Annotated in this window: 15 protein-coding genes; 10 read left to right on the top strand and 5 right to left on the bottom strand. The window is 54.9% G+C overall.

The features are described from left to right. Positions 1–62: 62 nt before the first annotated feature. The 3 genes from eptB to HVZ37_RS01045 all read right to left on the bottom strand — a co-directional run bounded on the left by eptB (position 63) and on the right by HVZ37_RS01045 (position 4152). Complete coding sequence (gene eptB / locus HVZ37_RS01055) at positions 63–1754, bottom strand: kdo(2)-lipid A phosphoethanolamine 7''-transferase (RefSeq protein ID WP_042998558.1); 1692 nt, start codon at positions 1752–1754, stop codon at positions 63–65. Between the two features lie 262 nt (positions 1755–2016). Then, positions 2017–3219 (bottom strand): MFS transporter, encoded by a 1203-nt coding sequence (locus tag HVZ37_RS01050; protein WP_044253750.1) that lies wholly within the window; start codon positions 3217–3219, stop codon positions 2017–2019. Positions 3220–3450: 231 nt separating this feature from the next. Beyond that, positions 3451–4152, bottom strand: a complete 702-nt coding sequence (locus tag HVZ37_RS01045) for an autotransporter outer membrane beta-barrel domain-containing protein (protein WP_061069349.1) — start codon at positions 4150–4152, stop codon at positions 3451–3453. Positions 4153–4308: 156 nt separating this feature from the next. Between HVZ37_RS01045 and tag the strand changes: the two genes are divergently transcribed. Next, positions 4309–4887, top strand: coding sequence for a DNA-3-methyladenine glycosylase I (gene tag / locus HVZ37_RS01040; protein WP_181628028.1), 579 nt, complete (start codon positions 4309–4311; stop codon positions 4885–4887). After that, on the top strand, positions 4868–5299 hold the full coding sequence (locus tag HVZ37_RS01035) for an N-acetyltransferase (RefSeq protein ID WP_042998562.1): 432 nt from the start codon (positions 4868–4870) through the stop codon (positions 5297–5299). Before tag ends, HVZ37_RS01035 begins: the two co-directional genes overlap by 20 nt. Here the strand turns inward: HVZ37_RS01035 and HVZ37_RS01030 are convergent. Then, a complete protein-coding gene (locus tag HVZ37_RS01030; RefSeq protein ID WP_181628027.1) occupies positions 5277–7601 on the bottom strand; it encodes a molybdopterin guanine dinucleotide-containing S/N-oxide reductase in 2325 nt (774 codons plus the stop codon). The genes HVZ37_RS01035 and HVZ37_RS01030 overlap by 23 nt on opposite strands. Before the next feature lie 154 nt (positions 7602–7755). On the opposite strand from HVZ37_RS01030, the gene HVZ37_RS01025 reads away from it, so the two are divergent. The 6 genes from HVZ37_RS01025 to ghrB all read left to right on the top strand — a co-directional run bounded on the left by HVZ37_RS01025 (position 7756) and on the right by ghrB (position 13694). Then, entirely contained in the window at positions 7756–8418 is a 663-nt protein-coding gene (locus tag HVZ37_RS01025) for an OmpA family lipoprotein (protein ID WP_042998563.1), read from the top strand. Between the two features lie 122 nt (positions 8419–8540). Beyond that, complete coding sequence (locus tag HVZ37_RS01020; RefSeq protein ID WP_042998564.1) at positions 8541–9557, top strand: LacI family DNA-binding transcriptional regulator; 1017 nt, start codon at positions 8541–8543, stop codon at positions 9555–9557. Between the two features lie 100 nt (positions 9558–9657). After that, entirely contained in the window at positions 9658–10407 is a 750-nt protein-coding gene (locus HVZ37_RS01015) for a sugar phosphate isomerase/epimerase (protein WP_181628026.1), read from the top strand. Positions 10408–10410: 3 nt separating this feature from the next. Further along, complete coding sequence (locus HVZ37_RS01010; protein ID WP_042998566.1) at positions 10411–11349, top strand: sugar kinase; 939 nt, start codon at positions 10411–10413, stop codon at positions 11347–11349. Between the two features lie 67 nt (positions 11350–11416). Continuing rightward, the gene (locus HVZ37_RS01005; protein WP_044253759.1) at positions 11417–12697 is read left to right on the top strand and encodes an MFS transporter; all 1281 of its coding nucleotides are present in this window, start codon (positions 11417–11419) and stop codon (positions 12695–12697) included. 22 nt (positions 12698–12719) lie between these two features. After that, positions 12720–13694, top strand: coding sequence for a glyoxylate/hydroxypyruvate reductase GhrB (gene ghrB, locus HVZ37_RS01000; protein ID WP_042998568.1), 975 nt, complete (start codon positions 12720–12722; stop codon positions 13692–13694). A gap of 42 nt (positions 13695–13736) precedes the next feature. Here ghrB and HVZ37_RS00995 read toward each other — a convergent pair whose 3' ends face one another. Beyond that, the gene (locus tag HVZ37_RS00995) at positions 13737–14447 is read right to left on the bottom strand and encodes a DUF3053 domain-containing protein (RefSeq protein WP_042998569.1); all 711 of its coding nucleotides are present in this window, start codon (positions 14445–14447) and stop codon (positions 13737–13739) included. A 444-nt stretch (positions 14448–14891) separates the two neighbouring features. Here HVZ37_RS00995 and HVZ37_RS00990 point away from each other — a divergent pair, with 444 nt between their 5' ends. After that, the gene (locus HVZ37_RS00990) at positions 14892–16262 is read left to right on the top strand and encodes an aromatic acid/H+ symport family MFS transporter (RefSeq protein WP_061069352.1); all 1371 of its coding nucleotides are present in this window, start codon (positions 14892–14894) and stop codon (positions 16260–16262) included. Positions 16263–16518: 256 nt separating this feature from the next. Then, positions 16519–16809: an HTH-type transcriptional regulator gene (locus HVZ37_RS00985; protein WP_042998571.1), complete on the top strand. Its 291-nt coding sequence runs from the start codon at positions 16519–16521 to the stop codon at positions 16807–16809. Positions 16810–17005: the final 196 nt, after the last annotated feature.

Here is a 17005-nt window from a genome sequence, read left to right as displayed (position 1 = left end):
CGCCCCCGTCAATCCCTTAGTATCAAAATGCCCTTTGATCGGCGAGAAAGTCGTCAGCCCGCTTACTGCGCGACGTTTTTCTGTCCGTCAGGGATATGACACCAGTTGTTGTTCTCATTAATTCCGCCATTCGGCGAGGTATAACCGAGACAACCCATGATGGTGTCATACAGCTCAACATGACGGCGCGGCACCTTCATTTCCGCTTCCTTCTTCAGGTGCGCGAACGCCTGGGCGTTGGCCGGGTTCTCCAGGTATTTATCAGACATCCAGACCATCATCGGCACGCGGAACTGCTCCGGTGGTGCCATCTTACGTGGCGTACCGTGCAGGTGCTCGCGCTCATTGATTGACTCACCGTGGTCGGCAGCGTAGAACACAATCGCTTTCTTATCGCGTACCTGATCAATCACCGTGTCGATAAAATGATCGACGTAGGTAATCGAGTTATCGTATGAATTAATCATCAGGTCTTTTGGGCACTTACGATCGATAGCGTAACATTCCGGCTTCCACTGAGCGAACTCGCGCGGATAACGCTGAGTGTAGTTGTAGTGAGAGCCCTTAGTGTGCAGCACAATCAGATGCTTACCCTGCGGGTTTTCCTGCAGCGAACGATCAACCTCATTGACCAGCAGCATGTCATCCACGGCTTTACCCCGGTTACGTGGCTCAGCAGCAATTTGTTCGCGATAGGCAATGTTGTCGGCCATCGTGTTGCTGTAAAACCACATCTCACTCTGCATCGCGTAGAGATCGGAACTAAAGCCTAACTGCTTGAGCACCGCAAAGACGTTTTGCTCTTTCAGCGTACGCTGTGGGTTGTCTTCGGCCCCACCCTGACGAACGAACATACAGCGCAGCGACAGTTTCGTCGCGGTATCGCAGGAATAACCACGATACATCACGACGTTCTTCTCTTTGGCAAGCTTCGGCGTGGTGTCGCGTTCATAGCCCAACATTCCCATATGATCCCAGCGTGTAGTTTCACCAATAATGAAAATCACGTAAGTGTCATCCAGGTTCTGTGTCGGGGTATAGGTGAATTTCTTCGCCGGGTTGATGAGCGATTTGTTATCCGATGATTCATCCACCTGCGCCCAGGCATACAGGCCCAGTGCAGACAGCCAGTTTGACGGCAGATAAGAGTTCGCCAGTACGCCGCCGTAACTCGGCATATCGACACCGGCAATACGATCGGCACGCTTCTGATGCATCTCCAGAAGACGAATTGGCACCCAGACTAGCAGCCCCGCCATCAGCACAATCAGCGCGCTGCGCCAGCGCACTTTTGGCGTGCAGAGCTGACGCCAGAAGGTATCCGTCGAGCGGTTAAACCAGATGAAGATCAGCGGGAGAAGACTCACCGCCACCAGCCAGAGGACAAACGTCCAGCCGACCACCTCTTTGGAGAGATCGATATCCGTGGTCATGACCGAGGCAACGATGCCGTAACCGATCATCACGTTCATAAAGGTCATGTAATAACTTGCGCCCGCTGAAATCAGCACCAGCAACGAAGCCAGAACACGCCACACCGTCCTGCCCATCAGTGACAGGAGTCGTAAAAAGAAGAACGTTGCCAGCACAGTGCCAGCCAGTTCAACCACCGCGGAGATTCCATTCCAGAGGGTAAAGTCTTGCGCGTAACCGTCAAACCGACGGAGGTAAACCGCGCCATTCATAAACAGACCGATATAGATCGCGAGCAAAAAACTCAGCTTTTGCTGCGACATCGACGTAATGTATCTCATGCAAGCAAGCCCTGGAAATCGAGGGGTTAACACAGCCTGCGCAACGGCGACATCCGCCGGGCAGGTGAAATTGCGAAGGTAGTCAAATAGTAAAATCGACACGCGCGGCTAAGTAGACCACAAGCAGCAAAGAAAGTGGCAACAGAGAATGTGATCGAAAGAGATATTTACAAAAAATCAAGTTTGAAAGCAGACTATTCACAGCAGATATAACAAAAAAAGGCCAGCTCATCGGCTGGCCTGTAGAAAATCTTACGGGATATCAGGCGTGTGCCATTTCCAGCACCTCGCGTTTTGGCTGACGAATGGTGGTGGAGAGCGCCAGCGAGAGAATCAACAATGCAAAGATGACACAGAAAGTCACGTAGAACCCACCGAACAGCGACGCGATAATCGAACCGCAGATGCTGCCAATCCCAAAGCCGAGATAAATCACACCATAATTTTTCGCCAGATTGTTCAGACCGAAGAACTCGCTGACCAGTGACGGGAAGACGGTGATCGTCCCGCCAAAGTTAAAGGCGATGCAGGCAATGGCAGCAAAGAAAGTCAGCGCATTCAGCGGCGCAAACAGCAGAGCGGCCATCCCCACCAGCGACACCACCTGACCAATGGTGATCACACGGATACGGGCAATTTTATCGGACAGGATCCCCAGCACCAGACGGCCGGAGAGGTTAGCAATAGAAATCACCGTCACCGCATTGGCCGCCGACGCCACGTCCATATGCGCCAGCCCCTGAGCGATATCTTTCGCCACGCCAATCACATACAGTCCGCTCATGCACGCCGTCAGGAACATCACCGCCAGCATCCAGTACTGCGGTTTACGCATAGATTGTGCCAGGGTGTAGTCGTTTTCTACAACACCATTTTGCGTTTTGACCTCCTGATTCGGCGCATCTTTCATTAGCGTAGAGCCGAAGACAATCATCACCAGCACAATCGCGCCCCAAATCACAAAGGTGTTTTCCAGACCAACGGTTGCCAGAAGTTGGCTGTCGATAAATTTGAAACCCAGGCTTCCCAGACCATAAGAACCAATGGCAAAGGCAGAAATTAGCCCTTTACGCTCCGGGAACCACTTCACGCAGTTGGACAGTGTTAACAGATAGCCCGCGCCATCGGCCAGGCCTACCAGCACGCCTGCGCTCAGCCACAGCATCATCAGGTTACTGGAGTGCGCGGTCAGGAAGAAACCCAGCCCGAGCAGAATACCGGACGCCATGGTGACGCGCTTCACGCCAAAACGTTCCTGTAACTTCCCGGCGACAGAAGAGGAGATCGCCAGACCTAAGCTCAACAGGCCGAAGGAAAAAGCCACCTGGCTGACGGGTTCACCCAGTTTTTCTGAAAGCACGCCATTAAACAGGCTCCAGGTATACACAGAACCTAAGGCGAATTGCGTAATGATGGTACCGATAAGGGTCAACCAACGGGTGCGCTGATACGATGCGGTTTTCATGGCAGTCTTCCTGCATAAGCAAAAGGGATAAATTCTCTGCCAACAACCATAACGAAATGCATTTTATGCAGGGAAAAAACGGCATGAAGTGCCATCAGAACGGAATGAAATGCCTGGAATGCGGAATGAATGACGAGACAAAAATTCATTGAATGAATTTTTTCCCGGTCAGTTAGTGCCTACTATCGCCACAAACACTGTTATCACTGCGTTTAAATTGTAAATTGCAGGTTAAAACCTGGCACTTACCCCCATCGTGTAGAGGTAGTCGGTACTGTTGGCGGTATTTTCCGCCTGCGAGAGCGCAGCATAAGCCGCCATGTGCTGATTGAGCAGCATATCTGCGCCTACCGTCACGTCCATCCAGTTGTTGTCCTGAGTGGTCGCCGTCATTCGACTGAGTCCCGACTGCGCCTTCCAGATATTTTCGCCAAACTGCTGGTTATAGCTGATTTGCGCCCACGGTCGCAGATCGCCAAACTGCGAATTCACCCGCCAGCCCAGCGTACTGACGCTGGCATGCCATAACGGGTCGGGCGACTGGCTGACCACGCTATCGCCAAATTCGTTATAAATAGCGGGCGTGGTGCCATCGTAATGTAATGCCGCCACCGGTCCGGTCGTGATGTCGCCAGAGACGGGAAAATTCCAGCCCATACTCATGCCGCTGGTGGCCTCCGTGGGTGAAGCTTGCTCAAGATTCACCGCCAGACCCGGCACAGTTTGTGTCGTCCGGATACGTTCCGCCAGAATGTCGTCATAGCGCGGTTGGTGATCGCTGTCCCATGTATAGCGTTCAGTCGTATATCCAGGCGTATTATCAACGATATATTCTTGCTGCCAGGCACGGGCTGTGTTGATGTAAAGCGAACAAACTACGACGCTCGCCAGGAGAATAATTTCCCGGCGACCACTGCATTTTTTTATCATCATCAATGCGACTCCAGAAGAGAGCCGAAATCGGCGATATTATTGTCATTGTAATTAAGGATGACAGGCGAAAGCCCTGTATTAAATATTGTCTTTTTCGCGGGAGCGTCAAGGCACCCGGAGCGATATTTTTATGGCAAGTCAAAGAGCGAGGGAAGTATGGAACGTTGCGGTTGGGTCAGTCAGGACCCCCTTTATATTGCCTATCATGATAACGAATGGGGCGTACCCGAGCACGACGGTAAAAAACTGTTCGAAATGATCTGTCTGGAAGGCCAACAAGCTGGCCTTTCGTGGATCACCGTCCTCAAGAAACGCGAGAATTATCGCACTAACTTCCACCAGTTCGATCCCATCCGCGTGGCAGCCATGCAGGAAGACGATGTGGAAAGACTGCTGCTTGATGCCGGGATCATCCGCCATCGGGGGAAAATTCAGGCCATCATCGGCAATGCCCGGGCATATCTGGCGATGGAGCAAAACGGCGAACCGTTTGCCGACTTCGTCTGGTCATTCGTGGATAACCAGCCACAAATCACCCGCGCCGCCGAGTTGGGCGAAATCCCGACCTCCACGCCCGCCTCCGACGCCCTGTCGAAAGCGTTAAAAAAACGGGGATTCAAGTTCGTCGGCACCACTATTTGCTACTCCTTCATGCAGGCCTGCGGACTGGTCAATGACCACATCACCGGCTGTTTCTGTCATCCAGGAGATAAACATGATTCGCGAGTTTCATAGTGCTGACATGACGCCATTGCTGGCGTTGTGGTTGGAAAGCACCATCTATGCGCATCCTTTTATCGCAGAACGCTACTGGCATGAGAGCGAGGCAGTGGTGCGCGATGTTTACCTGCCCGCCGCCAGAACCTGGGTCTGGGAGGAAGACGAGGCGCTGAAAGGGTTTGTGAGCGTCATGGACGGGCGTTTTTTAGGGGCGTTGTTTGTCGCCCCGGATGCGTTACGTAGCGGGATAGGGAAAGCGCTGGTACAGCATGTTCAGCAGTGTTTTGACGTGCTGAGCCTCGAGGTCTATCAAAAAAACCAGAACGCGGTGAATTTCTACCACGCGCTGGGCTTTCGTATCGAAGACAGCGCATGGCAGGAAGATACCCAGCATCCCACCTGGATTATGGGCTGGCGGGCGGAGTAAACGCCGTAAGCGTAAGCGCTGGCCCGCTGTATTTCTCCAGCCACGCCAGCGCGGTATTGCCCGCGCAGCCGTTCCCCAGACGCGAACTGGGCAGGTCTTTGGTCAGCACATTCACCGCGCCGTTTTTACAGATGCCCCCGGCAGCAAGGTCGAGATCCGGCCATGCCCCTTCATGAATGCAGATAACACCAGGTTTGATACCGTCAGTGACCACGGCGCCTGCAAGGATCTGACCACGGTGATTCCAGATGCGTACCACATCACCGTCACGGATGCCGCGCGCCTGAGCATCCTGCGGGTGAATCGTCACCGGCTCACGATCCGCCACCGCATACCGTTCACGCAGGTGACTGTAGTTAAGCTGGCTGTGCAGACGATGCGCCGGGTGCGCCGACACAATCTGTAGTTGCTCCGGTTCGGCGTTGCCGTGCCACTCATCCGGTTCCAGCCACATCGGGTGTCCGGGGCAATCTGCATAGCCGTAACCGGCAATTCGCTGTGAGTAAATCTCGATCTTACCGCTGTCGGTTTTCAGCGGATGCGCGTCCGGGTCACGACGAAAATCCGCAAAGCGGATAAACTGCGCATTGGCCGGATTTTCCGGCATTTCAATCAGTTGATTCGCTTCCCAGAATTCGGCAAACGGCGGCAACGTCACCTGCTGGCTGGCCCCGCGCTGCCCGGCAATCGTATAAAACGTCTCCAGCCATTCCAGTTCGCTCTTCCCTTCGGTAAAGCGTTGATAACCGCCCTGCTCCCAGCGTTCGCTCAGCGCGGCAAAAACATCGAAATCATTGCGCGCTTCGAACTGCGGCGGCACGACCTGCTTCATGGGCACCAGATGCTGGTTACTGTAATCCCCGGTCATGGTGAGATCGTTACGCTCAAAGGAAGTGGTTGCCGGCAACACAATATCAGCGTGCTTCGCGGCAGCGGTCCAGAAGCATTCCGAGATGACCACCAGCTCCGGTTTTTGCCAGGCGCGAATCAGTCGGTTGGTGTCCTGGTGATGGGTAAAATTCGCCCCACCCGCCCACCAGATGAAGCGGATATCCGGGAAGTGGCGGTTCATCCCGTTATGCTGATACGGCGCGCCGGGGTTTTCCAGCGCTTCCACAATGCGCGCCACCGGGATTTTCTCCACCGCGTCGGTCCCGCCTTGCAGGCTGCCCTGCATTGACGCCAGCACCGCAGAACGGCGGGTCGGATTCCCCCCGTTAGCAAAGTGATAGGAAAGACCAAAACCACCGCCAGGTATGCCAGGCTGGCCCAGCATGGCGGACAGGGTGACAATCATCCAGTGCTTTTGTTCGCCAAACTGCTGGCGTTGCATGCCCCAACCGGCCATCAGCATAGTGGTATTTTTATGGAACAATTCTGCCAGTTCACGGATTTTCGCCGCCGGAACGCCGCAAATCGGGTCCGCCCACTCTGCCGTTTTGGCAATACCGTCGCTCACACCCAACAGATAGTCTGAAAAGACCTCATAGCCCGTGGTACAGCGGGCAAGAAACGCCTCGTCATGCCAGCCATTTTCCACCAGCGTATGCGCAATACCGAGCATCAGCGCCACGTCGGTCCCCATGTGCGGCGCAATCCATTCCATCTTATCGCCAAAGAAATCAACGGTTTCCGATCGCATGGGATCAATGCAGATCAGCCGTTTCCCGCTATTACGCAACGCGTCAAAGTAAGGGATCCCTTGTTCATCCGACGCATTCCAGGCAATTTTCAGGGTATTCAGCGGGTTGGCACTCCATAACACCACCACCTCGCTGTGTTCGAGAATCACCGGCCAGCTGGTTTGCTGCTGGTAAACCTCGCTACCGCCCACCACGTACGGCATGATGGCCTGCGCCGCGCCGGTAGAATAGTCGCCCAGATGTCCGGTATAGCCGCCCGCCAGCGCCATATAACGTTGTAATAACGTCGCCGACTTGTGCAGAACACCGTTGGAACGCCAGCCGTAAGAACCGGCAAAAATGGAGGCGGGGCCATACGTATCGCGAATGCGTTTATGCTGCGCATGAATCAACGCCAGCGCCTCGTCCCAGCTCACACGCACAAACTCATCCTGCCCGCGCACACCCTGCGGTTGTTCCGGCGAAGCCAGAAACCCTTTTCGTACCATCGGATAGCGTACCCGGCTTTGACTGTGCACCTGATCGCGAACCGCGCTTTGCAGCGAATTGGGATGCGAAGTGGGCAGCGCCCCCCGGGAGGAGAGCACTGTTTCTCCGTCCGTTTCGACAAGTATTGGCCCCCAAAGGGCGGCGGTTAACACCGAATAATGCGTCGTCAAGCCAGGCGCTCCTGCAGATGAGATGATGTATTACGGCGTTCAATGTTACTTACAAATTTCAGAGAGATCCCTGGAATTTTCTTCATCTACACACGTCATAATCAACCGCCACGGTCGCTGTGGCAAAAAATAAGAATGTCATTAAGGAATTAAGATGAAGAAACGTGTTTTAGTCATTGCCGCTATCGTGAGCGGCGCCCTGGCGGTTTCTGGCTGCACAACCAACCCTTACACCGGCGAACGCGAAGCGGGTAAATCTGGCATTGGCGCAGGCATTGGATCGCTGGTGGGCGCGGGTATCGGCGCTCTCTCCTCGTCGAAGAAGGATCGCGGTAAAGGCGCACTGATTGGTGCCGCGGCAGGGGCAGCGCTCGGCGGCGGCGTCGGTTATTACATGGACGTACAGGAAGCAAAACTGCGCGACAAAATGCAGGGAACCGGCGTAAGCGTGACGCGAAGTGGCGATAACATCATTTTGAACATGCCGAATAACGTCACCTTCGACAGCAGCAGCGCCACCCTGAAACCGGCAGGTGCCAACACGCTGACCGGCGTGGCGATGGTGCTGAAGGAATACGAAAAAACCGCCGTCAATGTCATCGGGTATACCGACAGCACCGGCGGCCAGGATCTGAACATGCGTCTGTCACAGCAGCGTGCGGACAGCGTGGCCAGCGCACTGATCACCCAGGGCGTTGCCGCCAACCGCATCCGCACCAGCGGCATGGGTCCGGCAAATCCGATCGCCAGCAACAGCACGGCGGAAGGGAAAGCCCAGAACCGTCGTGTCGAAATTACGTTAAGTCCGATTCAGTAAAGGTTGTGCCGGGTGGCGGCATTGCCGCCCGGCCGACAAAACCACGCTCCAGGCCCGGTAAGCGTAGCGTCGCCGGGTCTTTTCGCGCTAAGGTATGCTCACCCAAAGCAAGGAATTCAGCGATGAGCAAATCAACACGCCCCACCATCAGCGATGTCGCGAAAGCGGCAAAAACCGGTAAAACCAGCATTTCACGTTATCTCAACGGCGAAAAACACCTGCTTTCCGATGCCCTGCTGGCGCGTATTGAAAAAGCCATTGCCGATCTCGACTATCGCCCCAGCCTGATGGCTCGTGGCCTGAAACGAGGTCGCACCCGTTTGATTGGCCTGATCATTGCCGATATCACCAACCCCTATTCCGTCCACGTGTTAAGCGGTATCGAGGCCGCCTGTCGCGAGAAAGGCTTTACACCGCTGGTCTGTAACACCAATAACGAGGTGAACCAGGAATTGCACTATCTCGATCTGCTGCGCAGTTATCAGGTCGAAGGTATTGTGGTCAACGCCGTGGGGATGCGTGAAGAGGGGTTGAATCGCCTGCAACAGTCCGCGTTGCCGATGGTACTGATCGATCGCAAAATCCCTGACTTCGCCTGCGACGTCGTCGGGCTGGACAACACTCAGGCCGCCACCACCGCCACCGAACACCTGATTGAACAAGGCTTTGAAGCACTGCTGTTTCTCAGCGAACCGCTGGGGATGGTCAATACCCGTCGTGAACGACTGAGCGCCTTTCGGGCAACACTGGCACGTTATCCGGGCGTTGTCGCCGAAAACGCCGAAGTTCCGCTTTCCGAGAATACGCAACTCGATAACACCTTACGCCAGTTCCACCAGCAGCATCGCGGGATGCGCAAGGCAGTGATTTCCGCTAACGGTGCGCTCACCCTTCAGGTCGCCCGTTCACTGAAGCGCATTGGCCTCAACTGGGGCAGCGATATTGGTCTGTTGGGGTTCGATGAGCTGGAATGGGCTGAACTGGCAGGGGTCGGGATCACGACTCTGAAACAACCCACGTGGCAGATTGGTTATGCCGCTGTCGAACAAGTGGTACGCAGGATTGAAGGCGGCAGCGACGCCATTCATGAACAGGTTTTCTCCGGCGAGCTGATCGTTCGCGGCTCCACTGCCCGATAATTTTCCTTCGTGATGGTGATCATAATTTCGACACATCACGCTTTTTTTTGGAACCGGTTCCATCTAGCGTAATCACATTAGCGTGAGTTCTGGAGTTCCTATGCAAAGAAAACTGATAGTGGTCACCACTGCCTATGGCCACGACACTGTCCGCGCTGCCGGTGGACAAACCGCGATGCTGCCTATCATTGCCGGTGCAGGTGCAGACGGCGTCGAAATTCGCCGCGAACTGTTTACTGACGCTGAGCTCAGCGCCCTGACCACCCTGGCGTCAGCCATCGAATGCTTCGATCTGCTGGCCTGCTATTCCGCGCCACAACCGCTGTTCATGGACGATGGCCGCCTCAATCCACAACTGCCGTCACTGCTTCAGGAAGCGCAAACGCTGCGCGCGCTATGGCTGAAGGTTTCGCTGGGCCATTTTGTCCGCGCAGAACAATTTGACACCCTGCGCGACTGGCTGGAAAGCAGCGGTATGGCGCTGGTAGTCGAGAACGACCAGACCGCCTGCGGACAACTGGCCCCCATGCAACGTTTTAACGCCGCCTGTCAGCAACATGCGCTGCCTGTACACCTGACGTTTGATATGGGCAACTGGCTGTGGGTAGGCGATTCGCCAGAAGAGGCCGCTCGTCAACTGTCAAAGTCAGTGGGTTATGTTCACGTTAAAGCCGCCACCGCGCACCACGACAGCTATTGCGCCGTTCCCCCGGACCAGGCAGAGCCCCGCTGGCTCGACCTGCTCAAGTTGTTGCCCACCGACGTTCCGCGCGGCATTGAATTCCCGCTGGAAGGGGCCGATCTGACGGCGGTTACCCGCCACTACGTCGATTTGTTACGTAAGGAGTAAGGCATGAAGCATTCACTGGATGTCATCACAATCGGCGAAGCGATGGCGATGTTTGTAGCAACGCAGACCGGCGATCTGGCCGAGGTTGAGCAGTTTATCAAGCGTGTTGCCGGTGCCGAACTGAACGTTGCCACCGGCCTGGCACGACTGGGACTGAAAGTCGGCTGGGTGAGCCGCGTAGGTAACGACAGCTTTGGTCGCTTTGTTCTCAACTCACTGAAAAAAGAGGGGATTGATGCGCAGGGAGTCACGCTGGATGAGCGCTACGCAACCGGCTTTCAGCTAAAATCTAAAGTTGAAAATGGAACCGATCCCATTGTGGAGTATTTCCGTAAAGGTTCCGCCGCCAGCCATCTGTCCGTTGCGGACTACCACGACGCGTATTTCTCCAGTGCCCGTCATCTGCATCTGAGCGGCGTCGCTGCGGCGCTTTCCCCCAGTTCCTATGAACTGCTGGCGCACACGGCGCGCACGATGAAAGCCCAGGGCAAGACACTCTCATTTGACCCCAACCTGCGTCCGGTGCTGTGGAAAAGTGAAGCCGAGATGGTTGAGAAACTGAATCGTCTCGCATTCCAGGCCGACTGGGTATTACCGGGCCTGAAGGAAGGGATGATTTTAACCGGACAACAGACACCAGAAGGGATTGCGGATTTCTATCTCCGTCACGGCGTGAAAGCCGTGGTGCTGAAAACAGGCGCAGACGGCGCCTGGTATAAAACCGCCGACGGCGAAAAAGGCAGCGTTGCCCCGGTCAAAGTGGACAACGTGGTCGATACGGTCGGTGCCGGCGATGGCTTTGCCGTCGGCGTCATCAGCGCCCTACTGGAAGGCCGTACGCTGTCGCAGGCCGTCACACGCGGCAACAAAATTGGCGCACTGGCCATTCAGGTACAGGGCGACAGCGAAGGCTTACCCACACGTGAAACGTTAGGCGAATAACCTTACGTAATGATAACAGCCCCCTGTACCCTACAGACAGCGGCGGCAGAAACAACAGAGGTTGATTATGGCAAACTCAACAAATGCAGCAAAACGCTGGTTGTACATCATGCCTATCGTGTTCATCACGTATAGTCTGGCGTATCTTGACCGTGCAAACTTCAGCTTCGCGTCCGCCGCGGGCATTAACGAAGACCTTGGCATCACCAAAGGGATCTCATCCCTGCTCGGCGCCCTGTTCTTCCTCGGCTATTTCTTCTTTCAGATCCCCGGCGCGGTGTATGCCGAACGCCGGAGCGTGCGCAAACTGATTTTTGTCTGCCTGATTTTATGGGGCGGTTGCGCGTCGCTGACCGGGATGGTCAGCAATATCCCGGCGCTGGCCGCTATTCGCTTTATTCTCGGGGTAGTGGAAGCCGCTGTTATGCCAGCGATGCTGATTTACATCAGTAACTGGTTTACGAAGTCGGAGCGTTCGCGAGCAAATACCTTCCTGATCCTCGGTAACCCGGTGACGGTCCTGTGGATGTCAGTGGTGTCTGGTTACCTGATCCAGGCGCTCGGCTGGCGTGAGATGTTCATCATCGAAGGGGTTCCCGCCATTCTGTGGGCCTTCTGCTGGTGGGTGCTGGTGAAAGACAAACCGGCGCAGGTCGGTTGGCTGACCGAGTCAGAAAAAACGGCGTTGCAAACGCAACTCGAACAAGAGCAGCAGGGGATTAAGGCTGTACGCAACTACGGCGAAGCGTTCCGCTCCCGTAATGTGATCCTGTTATGCATGCAATATTTCACCTGGAGTATTGGCGTCTACGGCTTCGTGCTGTGGCTGCCATCAATCATCCGCGAAGGCGGCGCGAATCTGGGAATGGTCGAAGTGGGCTGGCTCTCTTCTGTCCCGTATCTGGCAGCCACCGTGGCGATGATTATCGCCTCCTGGGCCTCGGATAAATTACAGAACCGTAAGCTGTTCGTCTGGCCTCTGCTGCTGATTGCCGCGTGCGCTTTTATCGGTTCCTGGGCCGTCGGCGCGAATAACTTCTGGGCCTCTTATACCCTGCTGGTGATTGCCGGTGCGGCGATGTACGCCCCGTATGGCCCGTTTTTCGCCATCATTCCGGAGATGTTGCCGCGCAACGTTGCCGGTGGCGCAATGGCGCTAATCAACAGTATGGGCGCGCTGGGCTCGTTCCTCGGCTCGTGGTTTGTCGGTTACCTCAACGGCGCCACCGGCAGCCCGTCCGCCTCGTACATTTTTATGGGGGTGGCGCTTTTCGCCTCAGTATGGCTAACTTTAATTGTTAAGCCTGCTAATAATCAGCACGTCCCGGTTGGCGCACGCCACGCGTAAACTTTCACTCATGGAGAGTCATATGAAGCCGTCCATTATTCTCTACAAAGCGTTACCTGACGATTTACTGCATCGCCTGGAAGAACATTTCACCGTCACCCAGGTGCCGGACCTGAGCCCGCAGACGGTTGAACAACACGCGCAAGCCTTTGCCAGTGCTGAAGGTCTGCTGGGCTCCAGCCAAACCGTCGATACCGCGCTGCTGGAGAAAATGCCGACGCTCCGCGCAACCTCAACGATCTCCGTGGGGTATGACAATTTCGATGTGGATGCGCTGAACGCACGTAAGGTACTGCTGATGCATACGCCCACCGTGCTGACGGAAACCGTTGCCGATACGATCATGGCACTGGTGCTATCGACCGCTCGCCGCGTTGTGGAAGTGGCCGAGCGCGTGAAGGTCGGCGAATGGACCTCCAGCATTGGTCCTGACTGGTTTGGTATTGATGTGCACCACAAAACGCTGGGGATTGTCGGGATGGGACGCATTGGTCTTGCGCTGGCACAGCGCGCCCACTTCGGCTTCAACATGCCGATTCTCTACAACGCCCGCCGCCACCATCAGGAAGCGGAAGAGCGCTTCAACGCCCGCTACTGTGACCTCAATACGCTGTTGCAGGAATCAGACTTTGTCTGCCTGATCCTGCCGCTGACCGACGAGACGCATCATCTGTTTGGCGCAGAGCAGTTCGCTAAAATGAAATCCTCTGCCATCTTCATTAATGCCGGACGTGGTCCGGTGGTCGATGAAAACGCGCTGATTGCCGCACTGCAACAGGGCGAAATACACGCTGCCGGTCTGGATGTGTTTGAGCAAGAGCCACTACCAGTTGATTCACCGTTGTTGTCGCTGAGTAACGTTGTGGCGGTACCACACATTGGTTCAGCCACCCACGAAACGCGCTATAACATGGCGGCCTGCGCGGTAGATAATCTGATTGATGCGCTGCAAGGAAAGGTCGAGAAGAACTGCGTGAACCCGCAGGTTGCGGGGTAACAAAAACAGCCGGGAGGCGCTATCGCCTGCCCGGCAGCTTCATCACTGAATAGCGTTAACCGCCGCAGTCCAGGCCTGGTTAAATGCCTGATGCTGCGAGGCCAGCGGCCCAATCAATGCGTTGTACTGACTTGCCTGCTGCGAAGTCGGGAACTGAATACCATTCGCCACAAAACTCACCTGCGTATCCTGCTGCGCGACAAAATCACCCACCTGGACCAGTTGCTGAGTGAAGATCTGCGCGGCCGGGATCAGCGGCTGCAACGCGTCTGCGGGCGTCGTCACCACTTTCTTATACACCTGGTCAAACACCGGCTTCAGGTCATCGGCCTGTTTCAGTGCGCCATGCGCCGCATCGGCCTGCAGTTTCGCATTCTGCAACTGCTGACCCAATACGCCGAGAGAACCGTTCAGGTCACGCAGCGGCCCACGTTGCGTCACATAATCCTGTGGCACACGGATGGCATTAACGCTATCAACAACCGGACGCAACGCGGAATCCATCGCCTGGTTCACCTGCTGTGAGTAGCCATACAGAATCGCGTAATCAGAAACAAACGGACCGAACTGTTTTTTCTGATCGGCGGTCAGGGTGGGTAGACGCTCGCCGCTACGCATCACCGTATTCTGTAGAAAATCGACAAACGCTTTACGCTGATCGCCTTCTTTATCAAAACACCCACTCAGGCTAACTACCATTAACAACGCCGCAAGAGGCGCAAACCAGCGAGAGCAGGACTTACCTGTCGCCATTTTAATACTCCTTTCACCCAAAAATGCGCACTGCGCAATACGCGTGCCTTACGGCTTACAAGGATAGTCCAGGTCAGGCTCGCAGGATACCCCCTTCCGCGTAATCTTGTGGCGGAAATTCGTCTGGCGAAATAGCGATGACCAAATTGTTATTTTATTGTTAAACACATCACATTTACCACCTCTGTCCTGAGGGCATTAACAAGAAGTAGTTCTATGATTTTAATAGCTTTTCAGCATTAAGTCGGCCAGTGAAGGGGCAATTCGTACGATTATCGCACGTTAACCTCGGTGGGGTGATTGCCGAACACGGGCTTCAATGTTTTGATTAATTGAACGATTAACGAATAAACGTTCGATAATCGCACAATTAATCCTAACGCTTGCGGTGGAGAAAATAAAAACCCCCTCTGTCCCCCGCGTTGCTTTCGCAGGAATGACCGCATGACAAACAAAACGACTGATATTCAAGCGTTTATCAACGAGCATCCCTTTTCAAAATACCAGTGGATGATTCTCGTGCTGTGCTTTGTGACCGTCGCGATGGACGGATTCGATACCGCGATTATCGGCTTCATCGCCTCCGATCTCGTTCAAGAGTGGGGCGTTGAAAAATCCGCGCTCGGCCCGGTCATGAGCGCCGCGCTGGTGGGGCTTGCCGTCGGAGCGCTCACCGCGGGTCCAATGGCTGACCGCATCGGTCGCAAAAAAGTCCTGATTATGTCGATTCTGGTGTTTGGCGGCTTCAGCCTGCTCACCGCCTTTGCCAGCACGCTGAACCAACTGACCGCATTGCGCTTTTTAACTGGTCTGGGTCTGGGGGCGGCAATGCCCAATGCCGCGACCCTGATGAGTGAATACGCGCCAGAACGCCGTCGCGCGCTGCTGGTGAATCTGATGTTCGTCGGATTCCCGATTGGCTCGTCGATGGGTGGGTTTGTCTCCGCCTGGCTGATCCCGCATTACGGCTGGCAAAGCGTACTGATCCTCGGCGGCGTGATGCCGCTGGTGCTGGCAGTGGTGTTGATCGTTTTACTGCCGGAATCTGCCCGTTATCTGGTGGTTAAGAACAAATCACAGCAGCAGATTGGCACCATTCTGCGCCGTATCGCCCCGCTACCGGAAGCGACGCACTTTGTCCTGCGTGAAACCGGCCAGATTAAAGAGAAATCAGCGCTGGGCGTCATCTTCTCGCCGCGTTACGCACTGGGTACGGTAATGCTGTGCCTGACCTACTTTATGGGGTTGCTGATCTTCTATCTGCTGACCAGTTGGCTGCCGCTGCTGATCCGTGAAACAGGGGCCACGCTGAGCCAGGCGTCCATCATTACCGCCTTGTTCCCGTTGGGCGGCGGAATTGGCGTCCTGGTGCTGGGCGCGCTGATGGACAAATTCAACCCGAACAAAGTGGTGGCGGTCGGCTGGTTGTTGACCGGGGTGTTTGTCTGCCTGGTTGGGTTCTCCACCAGCAGCCTGGTGCTCATGGGGGTGATGGTTTTTATCGCCGGGACAATCATGAACGGCGCACAATCGTCCATGCCCGCGCTGGCGGCGGGTTTTTACCCCACACAGGGCCGCGCGACTGGTGTGGCATGGATGTTAGGTCTGGGCCGTTTCGGCGGCATCCTCGGTGCGTTTAGCGGCGCCTTCCTGATGCAGGCGCAACTCGCGTTCGAAACCATCTTTACATTCCTGGCCATTCCGGCGTTAGTGTCTGCCTTTGCCTTGATGGTGAAATACTGGGCAGGTAAACGCCAGCTCTCTGGCGCATCAACGCCGACAGAATCACCGACTCACGCCGCGCAAAAAGCCTGATTTTTCCTCCTGGCAGGTAATCGCCTGCCAGGAAATAGTCATATTTTCGTAATCTTTACATTTCACATTACCACGCGGGATATAGTGCCCGTTATCAAATCGTTAGCAAGCTACAAATCCGCCGCCTTCTCGCCGCTGAAACGAGTCTTGTCCCCCTCTTAAACTGTGACGCCCAACGCGCTTTCTCATTTACGACTATTCTTAACTGGCTTCGATGAAATTCACGATCTCGCTGTGTGATTTAAAGGAGTTCTCAATGGAATCTAAAGATCCAATGTTTGAGCTGCTGAGCAGCCTGGAACAAATTGTTTTTAAAGAAGAAACATCAAAAATCACCCTGACGCATAAGCCAAGTCCCTTTAGCGAATTTGAACAATTACGCCGGGGGAGCGGGCTGGAAACGGATGATTTCGCCAGAGCGTTAGGCGTAACGGTTGCACTGGTACAGGAGTGGGAATCAAAACGCGTTAAACCCTCCAGTACCGAATTGAAGCTGATGCGCCTGATACAGGCTAACCCGGCATTGAGTAAGCAGTTGATGGAGTAATCGACAATCATTGATGAACGGTCCTGATACAGGACCGTTTTCTGACCACTTAACCTATCGGGCGAAAAATAACAGTTGCATCCCCAGGCGTTACATGAGTTAATGCGTTCCACGGTTTGACGTACAGACCATTAAAGCAGTTTAGTAAGGCAGTCCCCTTCAAGAGTTATCGTTGATACCCCTCGTAGTGCGCATT

The sequence above is a fragment of the Citrobacter sp. RHB35-C17 genome (assembly GCF_013816795.1).
GTDB lineage: Bacteria > Pseudomonadota > Gammaproteobacteria > Enterobacterales > Enterobacteriaceae > Citrobacter_A > Citrobacter_A amalonaticus.
This window is presented reverse-complemented; position numbering and strand designations above follow the sequence as displayed.